The following is a 20,760-nucleotide window of genomic DNA, read 5'->3' on the forward strand; positions in this document are numbered from 1 at the left end:
AATTCAAATGCTGGCAAGGTGCGCCACAGTTCACGACTTTCGATGACTCTCTGCATGGTGGTCACCGGGCCTCTGGTCGCACCGCTGCCCGCCACCCACCCGGCCTCTGCCGCCCCCGGACACGGCACGCGGGCAGCGTTCGCGCTGAACATCAACTTCTCCGACCCGGCGACCGCACCACCGGCCGGCTACCGGCGCGACAGCGGTGACGCCTACGGCGACCGGGGAGGTGGCGTCAGCTACGGCTGGGTACGGATCGGCACCACCACCCCGGTCGCTCTCGTCGGCAACGGGCGCAACCGGGGAACAGCCAGCAACCCCGACGTACGGCTGGCCACGCTGATGCACGCGCAACTGCCCCCCACCACGTCCGGGACCCCGATCCCCGGCGCCTGGGAGGTGGCGGTACCCAACGGCGCCTACGCGGTCACCGGCGTCGTCGGTGACGCGGGTCCCGCCGTCGACAGCGTCCACTATCTGAACATCGAGAACCAGAACGCGGTGGCCGCCTTCCGGCCCAGCGCGACGACGAAGCACGCGACCGGCACCCGGGTCGTGAACGTCACCGACGGACGGCTCACGCTGAGCCCGCAGGCCGGCACGAACACCAAGTTCAACTACGTCACGATCGCCGCCGTGACCGGGGTCGCCCCGTCGGTACGCACCAGCACACCGGCGAACCTGGCGACCGACGTCGACCCGACCACCAGCGTCGTGGCGGACCTGCGGCTACCGGCCGGGGGCGTCAATCCGACGACACTCACCGCCGGCACGGTCCGGCTGACATCGGTCGCCGATGGGCGGCAGGTGGCGGCGAACGTCATCACCAGCGGTGGCGGCGACGTGATCAACCTGTCGCCGACCGCACCGTTGGCGACCGGCACGCTGTACCGCTTCGACATCACCAGCGGCGTGCGGGACCTCGCCGGCAACGCCTTCCAGCCGTACTCGATCGTCTTCACCACGGGTCTCCGAAGCCCTCCCCCGCCCGGGGTGGCGTTCGAGAAGGTGACCAGCGGTGCCGCCTCGGCGTCGTACACCAGCGTGGTGAAAGGCCCCGACGGACGGCTCTACGCGGCCACTCTCAACGGCTACCTGTACCGGTACCCCATCAAAGCCGACGGCACGCTCGGCTTGCCTACGGTGATCTCCACGGTGCGGACCCACGCGAGCGCGGCCGGGCTCTCCGGCGCGCCGAACCGTACGATCATCGGGCTGGCCTTCGACCCGGCCTCGACCCCCACCAACCCGATCCTGTGGATCACCGACAACCACCAGTTCGTCGGCGTCTACAACGTGCCCGACTGGTCCAGCCACATCGCCCGGCTCAGCGGGCCGGACCTGAACACGTACACCGACGTGGTCACCGGCCTGCCGCGCTCGATCAAGGACCACGAGACCAACTCGATCGCGTTCGGCCCCGACCGCGCGCTCTACATCTCCCAGGGCTCGAACAACGCCATGGGCGCGGCCGACCCGACCTGGGGCAACCGCCCCGAACACCTGCTCAATGCGGCGGTGCTGCGCCTGGACCCGGCGAAGCTGCCGGCGAGCCTGCCGCTGGACGCCAGGACCCGCGACGGTGGGGGCAGCTACGACCCGTACGCGTCCGGTGCCCCGTTGACGCTCTACGCCACCGGCATCCGCAACGCCTACGACCTGGTCTGGCACCGCAACGGACACCTGTACGCGCCGACCAACGGCTCGGCGGCCGGCGGCAACACACCCGCCACCCCGAACCCGCTGCCGGCGGCCTGCGCCACCCGGCCCGATGGGCCGTACACGGGGCCGGCGGTACCTGCGATCACCAGCAACCCGCAGGCCGAGACGGACTATCTCTTCGACGTCAAGCGGAGCCGCTACTACGGCCACCCGAACCCGACCCGCTGCGAATGGGTGCTGGCCGGCGGCAACCCGACCGGCGGCGTCGACGCCTACCAGATGACCGCCTACCCCGTCGGTACCCTGCCGGACCGCAACCTCGACCTGGCCGGGATCTACAACGCCGGCCTGCACGCCTCAGCCAACGGGGCGATCGAGTACGTCGGTGGGGCACTCGACGGCCGGCTGCTCCATGTGCGCTACTCGTCCGGTCAGGACATTGTCGCCTTCGACGTGGCCGCCGACGGCAGGCTCTCCAACCGGAGAACCGGCATCACCGGGTTCACCGGGTTCAACCAGCCGCTCGACCTGACCCAGGACGTGGCCACCGGCAACCTGTACGTCACCGAACTGGGCGCGCGACGGATCACCCTGCTCCGCCCCGTTGCCGGTGTCGACACGGCGCGCTGACCGGGCGGCGGCCAGTCGCCCTCACGCTCGTCACGATACTTCTGGCTGATCGACCGGACACAAGTCCCGACAGCACCGACCGTAGGGACTTCGATACGGTCTAGCGCGTGAACCCTCCTCTGCGGCGCGTTTCGACGACTCGTGTGGCCGGGAACGTCGCCATCGTCGCCGGCCTCCTGGCCTCGGCCAACACCATGTTGACCGACGGCGGGGCAACTGAGCCGCACATCTTCGCGGGCCTCCTTGTGGCCACCGGGATCGGCCTGCGGATCGAGGCCGCGATCACCGACTTGGTGAGTAGTAGGCATGGATCCCGTTGACCTGGTTGATCCAGAAGCTCAGCTTCTCATCGGACGTTGCACGCTGCGGTAGGCGTCGCAGCTGCTTAGCGAGGGTGTAGAAGCCTGGACCCGCATCGTTGGCGTCCAAGTAGTGCACCAATGCGGAGATCATGAGCCCGGTGACGGGTCGGTTGCGGATCACGACCAGGCCCAAGAGGTGTCCCATCGCCCTTCGGTCGATCTCGCGTTCAAAGTCGAACGCTGCAAGCCCGGTCCGGCGTTCCAACGTAGTGTTCAGTTCGGTGTACGAGGTGACCTTGCCAAGCCTGGCCCGCTCGATCAAGAAGGTCAGGCTAACTTCAGTGAGGCGCTCCCACGTTTCGTCTTCGCGGCCGTACATCGACATTGCATACTCCATTGCAGAGAGTAGGGTGACCCGGCCGCGTCGTCAGTAGCGCGGCTGTCAAAGGCCCGACGAGGGTGAGATTCACCGGTGATCCCATCGACCGCAAGCAGGCGGCAGAAGGCTTCCTGAAGCTCATTTCCGACGCGGGCCGACTTCTAGCTGATCCGTGGGCAATCTGCCGTTCAGCAGCAGCTACCGCGCTACCGGCGACCCTGCTGAGGTAGTCACGCTCGCAGCCTCGGACATCCATCCCGGCATCGTGCCCTGCAATGAGCTGGCCGAAGCCCTTGAACCAGACCTGGACCGGGAGGCTGACGGGACCGGTCAACCGTTCCCGGTCTGGGCCGTCACCGTTCCCTGACGTACACAGGTCCTCGGTCCGCGCGTCGGCCGATGCCGGCGCTTACGCCGCAGAAGGCCGAGCCCGGCCGGCACGGCTTATGGCGACGCCGACGAGGACCGACGCGACACCGAGCAGGATCGTCACGGTGACGGCTTCACGCAGAACGAGCCAGCCCAGGAGTACGGCGACGATCGGAAGCAGGTAGGTGACCGCTGATGCGGCGGTGGGTCCCTCGTCCTGGATGATCCGGTAGTTCAGGACGTAGGCGATACCGGTACCCAGAGCGCCGAGCACGAGCAGGCTCACCACCGTGTCGGTCCGCCAGGTGGTCGTTTCCAGACCCGCGAACGGCATCGCCAGGGCGAGCAGGACTGATCCGGCGCCAAGCTGGCTGGCGGAGAGCATGATCGGGCTGATTCCCCGGCCGGTCAGGAAGCGGCTCATGTAGACGTAGCTGACCGCGTAGCTGGCGGCTGCGGCGAGGCATGCGACACCGCCCCAGCTCGCTATCTCGTTCGCGGCTTCCCAGGGCGAGAAGATGACGATCACGCCGAGGAATCCGAGTGCGAATCCGGCGACTTTCCATGAGTTGATGGATCGGTCGGCGCCGACAAGAAACGCCAGGAAAAGGGTCCACAGCGGGGTGGTCGCGTTGAGTACGCCCGCCACGTTCGACCCGATCGTCTCTTCGGCGATACCGAACAGAACGTACGGGATCGCGTTGGCGACCAGGGCAGCGACGAACAGGTGCGCCCAGATGCGCCGGTCCTTCGGGAAGCGCAAGCCGCGCGAGAGCGCGATGGGTGTCAGGACGAGAAAGCCGAGCAGTAGACGGGCGAAGACGATCTGTACCGGGTTGAATCCCCGGAGGGCGAGTTTGATCCAGAGGAAGCCTGATCCCCAGAGCAGGGCCAGCGCAGCCACCCGGACGAGTCCTGCCCGGGTGACGGCTCTGCGGTCAGTCTTCAACGGGCATCTCGTAGTCCAAGCCGTTCAGGTCGGCGCGCATCACGAACCGGGTCACCTCGAAGGAACGGCCCTGGTCGTCGATGCTGGTGTGGAGTACCTCGATCACCGGCACCCCGGGCGGCATGGCCAGCCCGTTGGCCTCTTCGGGAGTCGGCATCCGGGAGCTGACCTCCTCGCGGATGTGGGTGATGACGTAACCCAGTTCCTCGAACCGTTGGTAGATGCTGCCATGGCCGAGTTTCTTCTCGGTGGCCAAGGGCGAGCCTTCGACCACTGGGACGGGGATGTAGGTCACACCGACCTGAACGGGCTCGTCGTCGGCGAAGTACCAGTTCTCCCGGCATACCACTTCCTGGCCGTCGCCGAGCCCCAGGCGTTCGGCAACGTCGGCCGGCGGGTGGACCGTCGTCACCGATCGGCACTCGGTGTGCGGTGTCCGTCCCTGGCGCTCGACCTCGATCCGGAACGGAGACAGGCCGGTCTCGTTCCGGGCGCGCCGGGAGTAGCGGTTTCGGCCCAGTCGCATCAGAGGTTGACGTAGCCGGACGAACACTCCCCGGCCGTGTTGGGCCACGGCGAGCCCTTCGGCTTGCAGGATGCTCAGTGCTTCCCTGGCGGTGTTCCGGGCGGTGGCGTACCTGGATGCCAGTTCTCGTTCGGATGGAAGTTGGTCGCCGTCTACGAGGTCGCCGCGCACGATGGCGGCCCGCAGATCGTCGGCGATGCGTCGGCTCGGTGGCCGACGTTCTACCTGATCAGTCATGGGGATCACGGTCTCCTTGTCCTGCCCATGAGACTACCTCAGGTGGCTCAAGCCAGTGGTTGACAGTCGAGTCGCCATCAGACAAGCTGGCTTAAGCCAGTACTGGCTCACGCCAGTAAGATCCGGCAGGCTACCGCCTGTCAGCGCCGGTGAAACACCGGCGATACGACAGAGGTGTGGGCATGACCCCGAACACGATCAAGGTTCCGACTCTGTCCGAGTACGCGCTCCCGAACGGGGCGCTGCGCCTGGGGGCAGAGCCGGCGACGGACGTCGACAAGCGCGGCCAGGGCGATTGCCGGACGCTGAGCAAGGATCACTCCCCCTCTCCCGGTACGAGATCCCGTCGTCTCGGGTCGTGTTGAGGCTGGCCCGGGGTGGGTGCTGGTGTGGTGCCGCGACCCGAACGACGGCCCGTGAATGGCCCGCCCACCCCGGCGCCCCGACCCTCGGCGGGTCGGGTGGTCCGTGCGCGGCCGGGCGTACCCGCTCCGGGGGATGTGGTGTTCCTCGATGGTCGGGCGTCTCCGCAGTTCGGTGGGGAGCGGGCGTTGCGGTTGCGGGTGGTGTCGGTGTGTGACAAGCCCACCTACGACCACTGGGTCTGGCTGACCGGCTACGTCCTGGACCAGGCGGGGGCAGCCGTCGCGCGGCGGGAGGTGTTCGTGTTGATCGCCGGGATCCGGGTGATCAGCCGTCGATCAGAGGCACAGGCCGTGCGGGCGGTGCGGCCGGTGAGGGGGCGTGGTGTTTGACATCCGGGTACGACTCGGCGCGGTGATGCACATCCGACCGGCGGATCGGGTGAACCCTGCTGACGGGCCGGTGACATTGCGGGTGACCGGGGTGCGGCTGGTGGCGAACCAGCGGCAGGACTACGGCCGGGTGTGGCTGGAAGGCTTCCGCCTGACCGAGGACGGCGGGCCGGGCAGGCAAACCCAGATCCTGGTACGGGCTGATCTGCTGCCGCCGTGGGGGCCGCTCCGGTGAGCCTCTACCTGTCCAGCGCGGTGCGGGAGCAGTTGCGGGTGGCGCAGGCGCAGCTTGACGACCACACCCCGTCCAGCGCCGACGGCCGGTGCAACAGTTGCGGGGTGGAGGGGCCGTGTGAGCGGCGTAGGGCGGCGTTGCGGGTGTTCGGCCGGTACGGTCGCCTGCCGCGTCGATGGCCGGGCACGACCCGCCCGGAACTGAGCTGGACGGAAGCGCTCCCGACCCAAAGAGACGACCCCCGTCGGGGGGTTGACGGGGGTCGTCGAGAGTCCGGCTCCGGGGGGGGTTGAGCCGAACCCACTCGGCGGTCACGGGGGGTGCAACCGCCGAGGGTCGTCTACGACGAGACATATGAAACTGTGTCGTAAAGACAAGCATGCCTGAGACGATGTGTACACGTCGAGTGGCGTTCTCTCCACTCAGTGCAAAATCCCGGTGGCCGAGTGTGACTGCCATCACGTCCGAGAGCCCCGCCATCAGGGTGTCGTCCGGCGCGGACCCCCGGGCACCAGCCGACCATAGAACATGCGGCTAGACTTTCGCGCCGTGGGCCGAAGTGCCGCTTTTTTCGATCTGGACAAGACCGTCATCGCCAAGTCGAGCGCTCTGGCGTTCGGACGGCCGTTCTACCGGGACGGCCTGATCACCCGGCGGGACGTGGTGAAGTCCGCGTACGCGCAGCTGATGTTCCGGCTGGGCGGCACGGACGAGCAGACCATGGCCCGGACCCGGGACTACCTGGCCGAACTGTGCAAGGGCTGGCAGGTGGAACAGGTCCGCCAGATCGTCGCGGAGACACTCCACGAGCTGATCAACCCCTACGTGTACGCCGAAGCCGCCGCGTTGATCGAGGAGCACCAGTCGGCCGGTCGGGACGTGGTGCTGGTCTCCGCCTCCGGCGAGGAGATGGTCCGTCCGATCGGTGAGCTGCTGGGCGTGACCGACGTGATCGCCACCCGGATGGCGGTGCGGGACGGCCGGTACAGCGGCGAGGTCGAGTTCTACGCCGCCGGTCCGAGCAAGGTCGAGGCGGTGGCGGCCCTCGCCGAGGAGCGGGGGTACGACCTGGCCGACTCGTACGCGTACTCCGACTCGGTGAGCGACCGTCCGCTGCTGGAGTGCGTCGGGCACCCGAGCGTGGTCAACCCGGACCGGGCGCTGCGCAGGCTCGCCACGGAGAACGCCTGGCCGGTGCTGGAGTTCCGGCACCCGGTGCCGCTGGGGCGTCGGCTGCGGGAGCGGCCGGGGGTGCCGGTGGCGGCCGCCGCGCTCGGGGTCGGCGTGGGCGTGGCGATCGGCATCGCCTGGTACGGCCGGCACCGGCGGGCGCGCACGGCCACCGCCTGACGCAGAGCCCACCTGTTAATAGGGGGCCCTTCCTATACCGAATGCGTTAAGCGGGGGCCCTTCCTTACACCAAAGTGTCGCCGACTTCGGTGATCTGGGCGGCGGCCACCTCCACGGCGGCGGTGTAGTGCCGCAGCCAGGACCGGATGCCGTCGGGCGTGCCGGTGGCGAAGGCGCCTGCCGCGCCGACGTACTCCGGTTCCCGTTCCCGGTGGCCGACCTCGACGGCGAGCAGGCCGCGCGGGTCCAGACCGGTGGACATGAGGGTGAGCCGGGCGGCGGCCCGGGCCACGATCCCGGACGGCCCGGCGAACGGCCGCAGCGCCAGCAGTTCACCGTGTACCACGGCGGCCAGTACCACCGGGGGGACCCGGGTGCCGCCGGCAACCAGGCCCGCGAGGCCGTCGAGGCGGGCACCGACCGCCGGGTCGGCGACCGGGCGACCCAGCGCATCGGCGGGTACGACATCCCGGGCGGCCAGCACGTGCAGCTTGGCGAGGGCCTGCCGGGGCGCCTTCGGCCACAGGTCGGTCAGCCCGGGTAGCGCACCGGCGACCCGTAGCGCCCCCTGGAGCACCGGGTCGGTGACGGTGCCGGCCCGGACGGCTTCCCGGTCGTGGGGGTACCCCTCCAGCGCGGCGCTGGCCACCGCGGAGCGCAGGCTCAGCTCGGCCGCGACCTGGCCGCCCTGTCGGCGTAGCGCGCGGTGCCGGAGGGCCTGGTCGACCTGATCCCGGGCGTGTTCCACGGCGGGTGCGATGTCGGCGAGCGCGAGCAGCGGGGCGAGTGGGTCGGTGGTCACGGTGCCACGCTAGCGACCCGGTACCGGCCGACGGGGCGGGCGGGGCGGAAACGCAACCACTGACACGGCGGCCGACTCTGCTGGCGGAAACGCAACCACCGACATGACCACTGGTACGTGCTCGATGGCGTGAGCTGTGCCACTCGCCGCCATGATCGCTGTCCGGGACGTTCGCGCACCCTGGTTGCGCAGCCGGCAGTGGGTTGCGCAGCCGGCCTGCGCGTGGTCGCCTTCCGGCGCGCGACGGCGCCCGTTCGGCGCGCCGGTTTGGGTACACCGGTCGCCGTGAAGTGATGCTCCCCGTAACCTCTCACCCCAGGAACGAGATGCAGGTCACGCGAGGCACGAGGAGTTGCGCATGATCAGGACCCCGGGGGCGACGGCATGAGCGAAACGCTGGAGAACCTGCTGAAGGAGACCCGTCAGTTCCCGCCGCCGGCCGCGCTCGCCGCCGAGGCCAACGTCAAGGCCGACGCGTACGCCGAGGCGGACGCCGACCGGCTCGCCTTCTGGGAGCGGCAGGCCCGGCGACTGGTCTGGGCCCGCGACTGGGAGCAGGTACTGGACTGGTCGAACCCGCCGTTCGCGAAGTGGTTCGTCGGCGGGCAGCTCAACGTGGCCTACAACTGCCTGGACCGGCACATCGAGGCGGGTCTCGGGGACCGGGTGGCCATCCACTGGGAGGGTGAGCCCGGGGACACCCGCACCATCACCTACGCCGACCTGCACCGGATGACCTGTCAGGCGGCGAACGCGCTGACCGGGCTGGGCGTGACCGCCGGGGACCGGGTGGCGATCTACCTGCCGATGATCCCGGAGGCGGCGGTCGCGATGTTGGCCTGTGCCCGGATCGGGGCGACCCACAGCGTGGTCTTCGGCGGGTTCTCCGCCGACGCGTTGAGCAGCCGGATCGCCGACGCCAGCGCCAAGGTGGTGATCACCGCCGACGGTGGTTTCCGGCGGGGCAAGCCGTCGGCGTTGAAGCCGACGGTCGACGAGGCGGTGTCCCGCTCGGGGTCGGTGGAGCACGTCCTGGTGGTCCGCCGTACCGGCGAGGAGGTGGCCTGGTCGGAGCGGGACCACTGGTGGCACGAGACGGTGGAGCAGGCGTCGCCGGAGCACACCGCGCAGCCGTTCGACGCCGAGCACCCGCTGTTCATTCTCTACACCAGCGGTACCACCGCGAAGCCGAAGGGCATCCTGCACACCACCGGTGGTTACCTGACCCAGGCGGCGTACACCGCGCACGCGGTCTTCGACCTCAAACCGGAGACGGACGTCTACTGGTGCACCGCCGACATCGGCTGGGTGACCGGGCACTCCTACATCGTGTACGGCCCGCTGGCCAACGGTGCCACCCAGGTGATGTACGAGGGCACCCCGGACACCCCGCACAAGGGCCGGCTCTGGGAGATCGTCGACAGGTACGGGGTGACGATCCTCTACACCGCGCCGACCCTGATCCGCACGATGATGAAGTGGGGCGACGACATCCCGGCCGGGTTCGGCCTCTCCTCGCTGCGCCTGCTGGGCAGCGTCGGTGAGCCGATCAACCCCGAGGCGTGGATGTGGTACCGGCAGCACGTCGGTCGGGGCGAGCTGCCCATCGTGGACACCTGGTGGCAGACCGAGACCGGCGCCATCATGATCTCGCCGTTGCCCGGGGTCACCGCGACCAAGCCGGGTAGCGCGATGACGCCGCTGCCGGGGATCAGCGCGGACGTCGTGGACGACCAGGGCCAGTCGGTGCCCAACGGTGGTGGTGGCTACCTGGTGCTGCGTGAGCCGTGGCCGTCCATGCTGCGCACCATCTGGGGTGACGACAACCGGTTCGTCGAGACGTACTGGTCGCGCTTCGAGGGTATGTACTTCGCTGGCGACGGGGCGAAGAAGGATGCCGACGGGCATCTCTGGCTGCTGGGCCGGGTCGACGACGTGATGCTGGTGTCCGGGCACAACATCTCCACCACGGAGGTCGAGTCCGCACTGGTGTCGCACCCGGCGGTGGCCGAGGCGGCGGTGGTGGGTGCGACCGACCCGACCACCGGGCAGGCGATCGTGGCGTTCGCCATCCCGCGCGGCAACGCCGACATCTCCGGCGAGGCGGGTGAGACGCTCATCGCCGACCTGCGCAACCACGTGGCGAAGACCCTCGGCCCGATCGCGAAGCCCCGGCAGATCATGCTGGTTGCCGAGTTGCCGAAGACCCGGTCCGGCAAGATCATGCGGCGGTTGCTGCGGGATGTCGCGGAGAACCGTTCACTCGGCGACGTGACGACGCTCCAGGACTCCTCGGTGATGGAACTGATCTCGTCGGGGATGAAGGGCGGCAAGTCCGACGACGAGTGACGCCCGTACCAGCGTCACGGTGGGTGGTGGTCCGCTCGGGCCGCCACCCACCGTCGTTTCCACCATCGACAGGGTAACCGGCTACATGCGACGGATTCCGTGGTGACGGCCGCCGCGTCCTACGGCATCCGTCGTCCGAGTCGCGGTTGGCGACGATGCGAGCGTGCCGCACTCCGCTCGGATGATCCCGGACCAGCCGGTCGGCTGAACCATCGACGGATCTCTTGATGTAGAGCGATCTGCTGATTATGTTCGCGCGAGTTGGACCCGACACCCTGCCCTGATCCGGCATGGGTGATGTCCGACCGCCCTTTCTCCCCCATGCCCGACGAATTGGAGCGGCATGCAACCTCTCAAGGCCCGTAACGGGCAGCGGCGACGCCTACTCGTCGCCCTGCCCGCGATCGCGCTCGTGGCCACGACACTCACCGTGACGCCCGGCGCCGCTGCGGTATCCGCCCGCCCCGTCCCTGCGACGATCGGTGCGGACGAGTTCTACATCAACTACAGCGAACCTGCGGTTCAACCGGACTCGCAGGGTCGCGAGGTCAAGGGCAAGGGTGGGATCCACGCCCCGGCGCTCGACGATGCGCGGGCGTACGACCGCAAGTTCGCCGGGGGTAACCCGGTGGCCGCGCGGGAGCTGGCCAAGCTTGAGGCGAAGGCCATCAAGACCGGGCAGAACCCGCGGCAGATCAAGCAGGCCAAGAGCACCCAGACCGCCAAGCTGCTGACCCTGCTGGTCGAGTTCAACGACACGGCCAACGACGACTTCACCGGCGTCATGGTGCCGCAGACGGTCTTCGGGGACCGGACCTGCGTGCCGGGCACCGTGCAGAACGGTCCGCTGCACAACAACATCCCGAACCCGGCCAACCTGGCCAACGAGGACAACAACTCGATGTGGGTGCCGGACTTCTCGCCCGAGCACTACAACAAGATGCTCTACACGAAGGAGGGCATCACCGAGCGGGTCCGTCCGGACCTGACCGGGCCGGACGGCAAGCCGGGCGTCAGCCTGGCCGGCCGGACCATGCACAACATGTACCTGGAAATGTCCAAGGGCGCCTACACGGTGGCGGGCCAGGCCAGTCCGTGGATCAAGCTGGCCCACTCGGAGGGCTGGTACGCCGCCTCCCGCTGCACCCAGGACGAGAACGACAACTGGGTCGCCGGTCGGCAGCAGTCGATGAACGGGCACCCGGACAACCCGCTCGGCGCGGGCCGGCTGGCCACCGACGCAATCGACGCGCTCGCCGCGAAGGACCCGAACTTCCCCTGGGCCGACTACGACATCGAGGACCAGGGCGACCGCGACGGTGACGGCAACTTCTTCGAGCCGGACGGCGTGATCGACCACCTGGTGCTGGTGCACGCCGGTCAGGGCAAGTCCCGGGGCGGCGGCGCCGAGGGCACCTACGCCATCTGGGCGCACTCGTCGGCGGTGGCCGGCGGCTACGCCATCCCCGGCACCGACCTGAGGATCTCGAACTACATCGTGCAGCCGGAGGACGCCGGCGTCGGTGTGTTCGCCCACGAGTACGGCCACGACCTCGGCCTGCCGGACCTCTACGACACCTCCGGCAACGCCGACTCGGATGTGGACTTCTGGGACCTGATGGCCTCGGGCTCGCACTCCGGTGAGGTCTTCCAGGCCCTGCCGACCCACATGGGTCTGTGGGACAAGTGGGTGCTCGGTTGGGCCGACCCGCTGACCCTCGCGCCGGGCGCCGACCCGCGTGACGTCCCGCTGGGGCAGACCTCGCGTACCCCGGTGGGCACCCGGGACGGCATCAAGATCAACCTGCCGGACAAGGTGATCACCCTCGCCGATCCGCACAGCGGCACCGGCATGTGGTACAGCGGTGCGGACCAGGACTGGGCCGATGTCAAGCTGAGCCGCGAGATCGCGGTTCCGGCCGCCGCCGACGCGAAGTTCTGGATGTGGAACAACTACGTCATCGAGGAGGACTGGGACTACGGCTTCGTCGAGGTCTCGACCGACGGCGGTACCACCTGGACCGAGCAGAAGGTCTACGACGCGGCCGGCAACCTGGTCACCACCAGCGACGGCTACGGCGACCCGAACGGCCGGCTGGCCGACTTCGGCAACAAGAAGTACGGCCTGACCGGTGACACCCACGGCTGGCGGCACGACCACGTCGACCTGTCGGCGTACGCGGGCAGCACCGTGCAGATCCGGCTGCGCCAGGCGACCGACGCCGCGTTCATGGAGAAGGGCTGGTTCGCCGACGACTTCTCCGTCACCGGCGGCGGCGCCACCACCTGGAGCGACGACGTCGAGAACGGTGCCAACGGCTGGGTCCAGACCGGCGGCACCTGGACCGACACCACCGGCCAGGGCTGGCGGATCGACCCGGGACGCCAGGTCAAGGCGCACTACTACCTCGCCGAGTGGCGTAACTTCGACGGCTTCGACAAGGGCCTGAAGTACGCCTACGACACCATCTACTCGAACGAGGCGTGGAAGGTCGACCGGATCTCGTACAACGCCCCGGGCATGCTGGTCTGGTACCGGGACACCACCCTCGGCGACGTCAACCACGTCACCGCCGGTCTGACCTCGCTGCCCAGCTACGGCGCCAAGGGCGGTCTGCTCATCGTGGACTCGCACTTCGACCCGCTGCGCCGTACCGGCGACGCCGCGGTCAAGGACCCGTCCACGCTGGACAACCTGCCGAGCCGGCCGCAGTCGTCGAACGCGGCGTTCTCGCTGAAGCCCACCTACCCCTTCCGGGAGTGCCTGGAGGCGGCCGGTGAGCCGAACAGCGAGTACTGCACGGACTTCGCTGCCCAGCCGGCGGTCCCGGTGTTCACCGACGCCAAGGGCTGGTACCCGGGTATCGAGATCCGCAATGGCCAGCTCTTCGCCCGGGACAACGACGCCTCGGTGGTCGTCCCGTCCCAGGACGGCACGCCGTACACCACGCGGGCGGTGAACCCGGACGGCTCCCCGGCCACCAATGTGTACGGCACCAACCTGGGCTTCACCGTCCTGGGCACCGGTAACCCCGGTGACCAGGGCGTGAGCTACGGCGTCAGCATCACCATCAAGCGGACGGCCTCGGACAACTCGTACGCCCTGGTGTACGTCACGCCGGCCACCAACTGATCCGAACGCCCGGGTGACCGTGGACCGGTACGGTCCACGGTCACCCGGGTGACAAACCGCGCAGGCCCGCCGGGGGTACCCCTCCCGGCGGGCCTGCCGCGTCATAGCGGCCCGGGGCCCGTCATCGGCAACGCCCTGACAACTGATCGACGAATGTCAGCGACAGGCGTTGCGTAGCCGATACATCGCGTATGCGTTGATCAGTATCAGACCTGGTCAGGGCGCCTATGTAGACCCCCCGGTGTGACGCGCGAAAGCGTCTCCCAAAAAATTCTGCAACAAATCGACGTAGCCGTCTTCCCACCGGTCCCGGCAGTGTCTAGGTTCACCATTGGCCCCAGAAACAACCTGGGCCTCTTATCCGGACGGCCGACCACCGCTTGATCGTGGTGGCTTCGGCGCCTCTCGAACCGGAGGTTCTTAGTGCGTAAACTCATGGTGGGCCTGCTCACCGTGTCGCTGGCGTCGGGAATGGGCGTGTCGCTCGCCTCCCCCGTCAACGCGGCACCACCGGCGGACGCGCCGGCGGCCGCCGCCAGCAAGCCGGTCCCCTCTGACGACCTGCCCAACCCGCTTGAGGACAAGCGGCGCGAGCTGCGTCAGAAGGCGGTCAGCGATGTCGTCAGCGGCCGGGTCAAGCCGACCAAGCGCGGCGTCAGCACCGTGGCGAAGGTCGGCGAAACCACCGGTACCGGGGTGAACGGCCAGCGTTCGGCCACACAGCGGGCCGGCGTCGCCACCGAGGACCAGTACGTCGAGCTCGGCCGCGAGACGACCGACCGGATCTTCGTCATCCTGACCGAGTTCGGCAACGAGCGGCACGCGAGCTACCCGGACCAGGACACCGACCCGAACACCCCGGGTCCGGCCCGGTTCGACGGCCCGCTGCGTAACGAGATCCCCGAGCCCAACCGCGCGGTGGACAACTCGACGGTGTGGCAGCCGGACTACTCGGCGGAGTACTTCCAGAACCTGTACTTCGGCGAGGGGGCGGGCGTCGAGTCGGTCAAGACCTACTACGAGGCACAGTCCTCCGGTCGGTACAGCGTCGACGGCAAGGTCACCGACTGGGTGAAGGTCCGTTACAACGAGGCGCGCTACGGCCGTTCCAACGGCTACCCGTGCGGCTCCAGCACCTGCAACAACGTCTGGCAGCTGGTCCGGGACGCGGCGAACCAGTGGGTCGCCGACCAGCAGGCGCAGGGCCGGACCGACGAGCAGATCGCCGCCGACATGAGGTCGTTCGACCAGTGGGACCGGTACGACCACGACGGCGACGGCAACTTCAACGAGTCGGACGGCTACATCGACCACTTCCAGATCGTCCACTCCGGCGGCGACCAGGCCGACGGTGACCCGTGGCAGGGTGAGGACGCCATCTGGAGCCACCGGTGGTACGCCTTCGGCACCGACATCGGCCACACCGGCCCGGCGGGGAACCCGCTGGGTGGTACCCAGATCGGCAACACCGGCATCTGGATCGGTGACTACACCGTCCAGCCGGAGAACGGCGGTCTCAGCGTCTTCGTCCACGAGTACGGCCACGACCTGGGCCTGCCGGACGACTACGACACCTCCGGTGGCGGCGACAACAGCGTCGAGCACTGGAGTCTGATGGCGCAGAGCCGGCTCAGCGCCAAGGACGACCAGGGCATCGGCACCCGCCCGGGTGACATCGGCGCCTGGCAGAAGCTCCAGCTCGGTTGGCTGGACTACGAGGTCGTCGTGCCTGCCAAGCAGGACCCGGTCACGCTGGACCTCGGCCCGCAGGAGTACAACTCCAACAAGGCGCAGGCCGCGGTGGTGGTGCTCCCGAAGAAGGAGGTCACCAGCGAACTCGGTGCGCCGTTCGCCGGGGAGAAGCAGTACTTCTCCGGCAACGCGGACGACCTCGACAACACGATGACCCGTGAGCTGGACTTCACCGGCAAGACCTCCGCGTCGCTGTCGGCCAAGGTCCGCTACGGCATCGAGGAGGGGTACGACTACCTCTACCTGGAGGCGTCCACCAACGGTGGCACGAGCTGGACCGCCCTGGACGGCACCGTCAACGGCGCCCCGTTCAGCCGGGACGCCAGCGGCACCCCGGCCATCGAGGGCTACACCAACGGCGAGTGGGTCGACCTCAACGTTCCGATGAACGCGGTCGCCGGTCAGAAGGTGCTCTTCCGCTTCCACTACCGCACCGACGGTGGGGTCAGCGAGGGCGGCTTCTTCGCCGACGAGATCACCGTGACGGCGGACGGCGCCACCGTGCTCAGCGACGGTGCCGAGGCCGACGGCGGCTGGACCCTGGACGGCTTCACCGTCAAGGGTGCCAGCGAGACCAACCTGTACGACCACTTCTACATCGCCGGTAACCGGACCTACGTCTCGTACGACAAGTACCTCAAGACCGGTCCGTACTTCTTCGGCTACCAGAACAGCCGGCCGGACTACGTCGACCACTACTCGTACCAGCAGGGTCTGCTCATCTCCTACTGGGACACCTCGCAGGTCGACAACAACACGAACGTGCACCCGGGTGAGGGCCTGAACCTGATCATCGACTCGCGCCCGAAGCCGATGTACAACCTGACCGGTAACCCGTGGCGGTCCCGGGTCCAGGTGTACGACGCACCGTTCAGCCTCACCAAGGCCGACTCGTTCACCCTGCACGTCAACAGCCAGCCGCAGTACATCCGTGGCCAGGGTCCTGCTCCGGTGTTCGACGACACCAAGCAGTACTGGTACCCGGAGCTGCCGAACCACGGCGTGAAGGTCCCGGTGACCGGCACCAAGATCAAGGTGCTGGAGCAGAACGGTACCTCGATCAAGATCCGCGTTTCCTGATCGACAACCCGCACGCACGACGCCCGGGGAGCGGTTGCTCCCCGGGCGTCGCCCGTTCCAGGCCGGCACCGGACGGGCGGGGACCGGACAGGCGGGGACCGGACAGGCGGGGACCGGACGGGCCGGGACCGGACTGCGGCCGTCGAGCGCAGGCAGGCCACCGCCGGAACCGACGGCGACCATCGGGCGCGGGACGCGGACGGAACGGACGGCACCCCACACACGTCCAACCGGTATGCAGCTGACCCCCCGGCGGGCCGCCCCGCCCCTGCTCATCCTGGTCGTCGCGACCATGCTGGCGACCGGCTGCGCCGACCGAGAGGCGACCGGCATGCCCGAACCCGACCCGACCCCGTCGGCCGTGGCCTCCGGCCCGGCGGACATGCCGACCGCCGCCCCGGTCGCCCCCTCCGGGCGGGTCACCCCGCCGTCGGTCCCGACCGACCCGCCGGGCCGCCGCCCGCCGACCGCGCCGCCGAAGAACCCCACCGACGCCCAACCGACCGGAATCGTCGTCGGCCACGTCACCCGGGGCGGCTCCGGTCCCTGCTACGGGGTGGTCACCGACGAGGGACGGGAGTACGCCCTGTACGGGCCGAATGCCGGCACGTTCGCGACCGGTACCCGGGTCCGGGTGACCACGGCACCGCTGCTGGTCCGGATCAGCTGCGGCAGCGGTACCCACGCCGCCATCGTGAAGATTGATCCGGTCGGCTGACCGGGCGGCGCCCTCGGCCCGTACGGCGACGCCGGATCCCTGATCACGGCCATCGCGTGCGCGACCGGGAGGCGCCCGGGCCCTAGGCTGTGGCACATGACCGAGCAGCACAGTGGTGCCGTCGACGAGTCGTGCGTCCTCGTGGACGGGCCGTGGACCCACCGGTTCGTCGGGGCGAACGGCAGCCGCTTCCACGTCGTCGAGGCGGGCACCGGCCCGATGGTGCTGTTCCTGCACGGTTTTCCGGAGTTCTGGTGGGCCTGGCACGAGATGTTGCCGGCGGTCGCCGACGCCGGTTTCCGCGCCGTCGCGGTCGACCTGCGCGGCTACGGTGCCAGCGACAAACCACCCCGGGGGTACGACGGGTACACCCTCGCCGCCGACATCGCCGGCCTGATCCGAGGGCTGGGTGAACGCTCCGCGACCGTGGTGGGCACCGGGGCCGGTGGCCTGATCGGCTGGACGGTGGCCTCGTTCCATCCGTCGCTGGTACGCCGGCTCGTGGTGCTCGGCGCGCCGCACCCGCTGCGGCTGCGGGCGGCGATCTTCGCCGACCCGCGTGGCCAGTTCGCTGCGGCCACGCCCACCCTGAAATTCCAGCTTCCCCGCTACGAGCACGTCCTGACCAGGGACAACGCCGCACTGGTCGGTCAGGTGCTACGCCGGTGGGGCGGCCAACAGTGGGTGGCCAGCGACGCCTTCGAGCCGTACGCGGCCCGGTGCCGGGAGGCGATGCGCATCCCGCAGGCCGCGTTCTGCGCGCTGGAGGGATACCGCTGGGCGTTCCGCTCGGTGCTCCGCCTGCACGGCTACCGGTTCGTCAAGCTGATGCAGAAGCCACTGGTCACGCCGACCCTGCAACTGCACGGCGCGGAGGACGCCGCTTCGCTGCCCCGCACCGCGCAGGGCTCGGGCCGCTACGTGATCGCCCCGTACGAGTGGCGGTTGCTGGACTCGGTCGGTCACTTCCCGCATGTCGAGGCACCAGACCTGGTCCTCGGCGAGATCCTGCGCTGGGCGAAGTCCTAGCGCCGGCATTGCCGTCGCCGGACCGGTGGGCCGTTCCGCCGGTCAGACCCGGTGCTCGCGCAACTCGGAGACCTCGGCAGCCGGCGCCCAGCCCTGGTAGACGCCGAATTCGAAGACCTCCAGCCCCATCGCCTGGGCGACCGGCCAACGTCCGCCGGTGTACTCCACCCGCAGCCAGTTCTCGTGCTGGGCAAGCACGATGAACGGCTCCCCCTGCCACAGGCACGTGGTCCGGACGTACACCAGGTCCTCGACCTCGGCCACCGGCACGACCCGGACGTACCGGCCGGGCCGGACCTCGGTGAAGCCGTCATCCGGGTCGGTCCGGTAGAGCCGGACCTCGTTGACATCCGGGCTGGCCGGGTACTCCCGCCCCCGCCAGCGGGCCAGGTAACCGTCGCGGATCACTTGTCGTCCACCCGCCGCCAGGTCGAGGAGTCACTGTCCAGGGTGGCCACCACCCGCTCGGACCCGTCCGCGCCGATCCGCCACAGCTGGGCGCCGTGCGGCAACCGGGCACTGTCCACCTTGAACTCCGCGATCACGTCGCTGCTCTCCCCGGGTGCGAAGCCGTTGCCCCGGAACGGCGGGCGCTCGATGACCCACCCCTCCATCGCCCGCATCGCGACCTCGGTCTGCCCGCCGTACGGGATCCGGTAGAGGCTCGGCCGGTGCGCCGGCCAGCGGAGGACGTAGACCTCCCCGTCGTCCGGTGAGAACGGCGACCCGGGATAGGCCAGGCCGAGCGCGGAGTGCAGGCGGGCCGGGGTGTTCAGGTGGGCCACCTCGTTGGCCCGGTGCACGAAACCGGAGATCCGGTCGTACCCCCGCTCCAGGTAGTAGGCGAGCTGGCTCGGTGCGACCGTCTTCTGCATCATGGGCGGCCGGCCGGGATCGGTGGCCGCTGGCGCGTACGGCGTCCGTGGTGCCGGTACCTCCGCCGGTGCCGGCGTCTCGACGGGTTCGCCCACGTCGTCACCCAGGCCCACCTCGGCGGCCCAGTTGGCCAGCGCGACGATCTGCCCGCCGGGCAGCTTCGCCCCGACCGGCGTGCCCGGGTTGACGGCGAACGACCAGTTCTCGTCCGGCCACCGGCGGATCAACTGGACGAACTTGACCTGCACCGTCTCCACCGGCGGACAGTCCCGGTCGGCGAGCCGTTCCGGCGAGGTGTAGACCACCACGTACGGCTCACCGTCGAGCTGCTCGGTGGCCCAGACGAAACCGTCCTGACCGGGCAGGGTGCCCGGGGCCGAGTCGACTGCCACCGGCAGCAGCACCCGGGCCAGCAGGAGGGTGGAGAGAAACGTGTCGGTGCTACCCCCGCCGGCCGCCGCGAGCAGGTTCTCCTCGACCTCGTTGGCCGGTTGGAAATCCGCTGCTCCTGGTGTGCCGGGCGGCACCGGCTGCTCATCGGGCAGCGGTTCCGCCGGGGACGGTCCACCCGGGAACACCTCACTGAGGGGTTCGCTCGCAGCCGGCTCCGGCGGGTCGACCACCGGAGTTGAGGCGGCCCACAACCCACCCGACCGGTCCGGCTCGGGCGCCGGTGGCACGTCGGTCCCCGGCTCCGCACTGCGGGACTCGACGACGGTTCCCTCGATGACGATGGGGCGGAAGCCCTGGCCCACCGGCTCGGTCGACCGGTACGACGGCATCTCCCCGGCGGGGTCCACCGGCGGCACCGGGCCGCCGGGGGCCGCCGGGGTGGCGCGTACCGGGGGTTCGTAGCCGTCGAAGAGATTGACCGGCGCTGCCGGAGCGTCCCGGTCTGCGCTCTCCGTCGGGGGAGCCGATCTGCGGTAGGCGGCGGCGAGCCAGGCCGAGGTTTCCGAGCCGGAGCTGTCGTCCTGCCGGCCCGACGTCAGCGGGTCCGCCGGCCCCGGGGACGGCGGCGGGCTCTCCGGCGGCGGGACCGGCTGCCGGGGCGCCATGACCGGCGGGTACCCGGCCGGTTGCCGGTCGCCCGGCGGGGTCGGCGGTGCGGATTCGGCCGGTCCGGGTACGACCGCGGTGGCCCGGGCGCGGGCCGCGTTCTCGACCCGCTCCAGTCGGGCCCGGGCCCCCATCGTCCGGCCGGGCAGCCGCACGTCGCCCTTGGCGAGCTGGGTGACGAACCAGGCGGGCAGGTAGCCCTCGATCGGCAGACTCGGGTTGACCGCCAGCCACCACTCCGGGTTCGGCCAGTCGTGGGCGAGATCGGTGTACGGCACGCGGCGGGTGGGGCCGGCGTTCTGGGCGAGGCAGGCCTGCACCGCCGCCGGTGAGGTGAAGGCGAGCACATGGGTACGCCCCGCCGTGGTCCAGGTCCCCCAGCCGATCGGGGCGTGCCCGGCCAGCGCCTCCGCGGAGACCGGCAGCAGCAGGTCGATGCGGGACAGGATGCGGAAGTAGAGCTCCTGATCGCTGGCGCGCAGGGCGTCCCGCATCGCCGCCTCGACCTCGGTGGCCGGCTCCCATTCGGTCACGGCCACTCCCCTCCCGCGCACAGGCCATAGCTGTC

Annotated in this window: 16 protein-coding genes; 10 read left to right on the forward strand and 6 right to left on the reverse strand. The window is 69.6% G+C overall.

The features are described from left to right. Positions 1–42 precede the first annotated feature (42 nt). Complete coding sequence (locus tag V6U90_RS04235) at positions 43–2,292, forward strand: Ig-like domain-containing protein (RefSeq protein WP_334431218.1); 2,250 nt, start codon at positions 43–45, stop codon at positions 2,290–2,292. A gap of 282 nt (positions 2,293–2,574) precedes the next feature. Here V6U90_RS04235 and V6U90_RS04240 read toward each other — a convergent pair whose 3' ends face one another. Beyond that, positions 2,575–2,979: a hypothetical protein gene (locus tag V6U90_RS04240; protein ID WP_334431219.1), complete on the reverse strand. Its 405-nt coding sequence runs from the start codon at positions 2,977–2,979 to the stop codon at positions 2,575–2,577. Positions 2,980–3,145: 166 nt separating this feature from the next. Here V6U90_RS04240 and V6U90_RS04245 point away from each other — a divergent pair, with 166 nt between their 5' ends. After that, complete coding sequence (locus tag V6U90_RS04245; protein WP_334431220.1) at positions 3,146–3,340, forward strand: hypothetical protein; 195 nt, start codon at positions 3,146–3,148, stop codon at positions 3,338–3,340. 42 nt (positions 3,341–3,382) lie between these two features. Here the strand turns inward: V6U90_RS04245 and V6U90_RS04250 are convergent, their stop codons facing one another. Then, positions 3,383–4,246 (reverse strand): DMT family transporter, encoded by an 864-nt coding sequence (locus V6U90_RS04250; protein WP_334431221.1) that lies wholly within the window; start codon positions 4,244–4,246, stop codon positions 3,383–3,385. 34 nt (positions 4,247–4,280) lie between these two features. Then, the gene (locus V6U90_RS04255; protein ID WP_334431222.1) at positions 4,281–5,054 is read right to left on the reverse strand and encodes a GntR family transcriptional regulator; all 774 of its coding nucleotides are present in this window, start codon (positions 5,052–5,054) and stop codon (positions 4,281–4,283) included. A 416-nt stretch (positions 5,055–5,470) separates the two neighbouring features. Here V6U90_RS04255 and V6U90_RS04260 point away from each other — a divergent pair, with 416 nt between their 5' ends. From V6U90_RS04260 to V6U90_RS04270, 3 genes are all read left to right on the forward strand, one after another. Further along, entirely contained in the window at positions 5,471–5,809 is a 339-nt protein-coding gene (locus tag V6U90_RS04260; RefSeq protein ID WP_334431223.1) for a hypothetical protein, read from the forward strand. Beyond that, entirely contained in the window at positions 5,799–6,044 is a 246-nt protein-coding gene (locus V6U90_RS04265; RefSeq protein WP_334431224.1) for a hypothetical protein, read from the forward strand. The genes V6U90_RS04260 and V6U90_RS04265 overlap by 11 nt, the downstream gene beginning before the upstream one ends. Before the next feature lie 549 nt (positions 6,045–6,593). Continuing rightward, positions 6,594–7,394: an HAD family hydrolase gene (locus V6U90_RS04270; RefSeq protein WP_334431225.1), complete on the forward strand. Its 801-nt coding sequence runs from the start codon at positions 6,594–6,596 to the stop codon at positions 7,392–7,394. A 64-nt stretch (positions 7,395–7,458) separates the two neighbouring features. On the opposite strand, the gene V6U90_RS04275 is transcribed toward V6U90_RS04270, so the two are convergent. Further along, positions 7,459–8,196 (reverse strand): oxidoreductase, encoded by a 738-nt coding sequence (locus tag V6U90_RS04275; RefSeq protein WP_334431226.1) that lies wholly within the window; start codon positions 8,194–8,196, stop codon positions 7,459–7,461. A gap of 384 nt (positions 8,197–8,580) precedes the next feature. Between V6U90_RS04275 and acs the strand changes: the two genes are divergently transcribed. From acs to V6U90_RS04300, 5 genes are all read left to right on the forward strand, one after another. Next, positions 8,581–10,545 carry an acetate--CoA ligase gene (gene acs / locus V6U90_RS04280; protein WP_334431227.1) on the forward strand — a complete coding sequence of 655 codons (1,965 nt, stop codon included), beginning with the start codon at positions 8,581–8,583 and terminating at the stop codon, positions 10,543–10,545. A 343-nt stretch (positions 10,546–10,888) separates the two neighbouring features. Further along, the gene (locus tag V6U90_RS04285) at positions 10,889–13,678 is read left to right on the forward strand and encodes an immune inhibitor A domain-containing protein (protein WP_334431228.1); all 2,790 of its coding nucleotides are present in this window, start codon (positions 10,889–10,891) and stop codon (positions 13,676–13,678) included. A 438-nt stretch (positions 13,679–14,116) separates the two neighbouring features. Beyond that, a complete protein-coding gene (locus V6U90_RS04290; protein WP_334431528.1) occupies positions 14,117–16,510 on the forward strand; it encodes an immune inhibitor A domain-containing protein in 2,394 nt (797 codons plus the stop codon). A 235-nt stretch (positions 16,511–16,745) separates the two neighbouring features. Further along, positions 16,746–17,228, forward strand: coding sequence for a hypothetical protein (locus tag V6U90_RS04295; protein ID WP_334431229.1), 483 nt, complete (start codon positions 16,746–16,748; stop codon positions 17,226–17,228). A gap of 96 nt (positions 17,229–17,324) precedes the next feature. After that, entirely contained in the window at positions 17,325–18,257 is a 933-nt protein-coding gene (locus V6U90_RS04300; protein ID WP_334431230.1) for an alpha/beta fold hydrolase, read from the forward strand. Positions 18,258–18,299: 42 nt separating this feature from the next. On the opposite strand, the gene V6U90_RS04305 is transcribed toward V6U90_RS04300, so the two are convergent. Both V6U90_RS04305 and V6U90_RS04310 read right to left on the reverse strand, forming a co-directional pair. Next, positions 18,300–18,665, reverse strand: a complete 366-nt coding sequence (locus V6U90_RS04305; protein ID WP_334431231.1) for a hypothetical protein — start codon at positions 18,663–18,665, stop codon at positions 18,300–18,302. Next, the gene (locus V6U90_RS04310) at positions 18,662–20,725 is read right to left on the reverse strand and encodes an SseB family protein (RefSeq protein ID WP_334431232.1); all 2,064 of its coding nucleotides are present in this window, start codon (positions 20,723–20,725) and stop codon (positions 18,662–18,664) included. The genes V6U90_RS04305 and V6U90_RS04310 overlap by 4 nt, the downstream gene beginning before the upstream one ends. Positions 20,726–20,760 lie beyond the last annotated feature (35 nt).

Origin of the sequence: Micromonospora sp. CPCC 206060, from assembly GCF_036906895.1 — a bacterium.
Lineage (GTDB): Bacteria > Actinomycetota > Actinomycetes > Mycobacteriales > Micromonosporaceae > Micromonospora.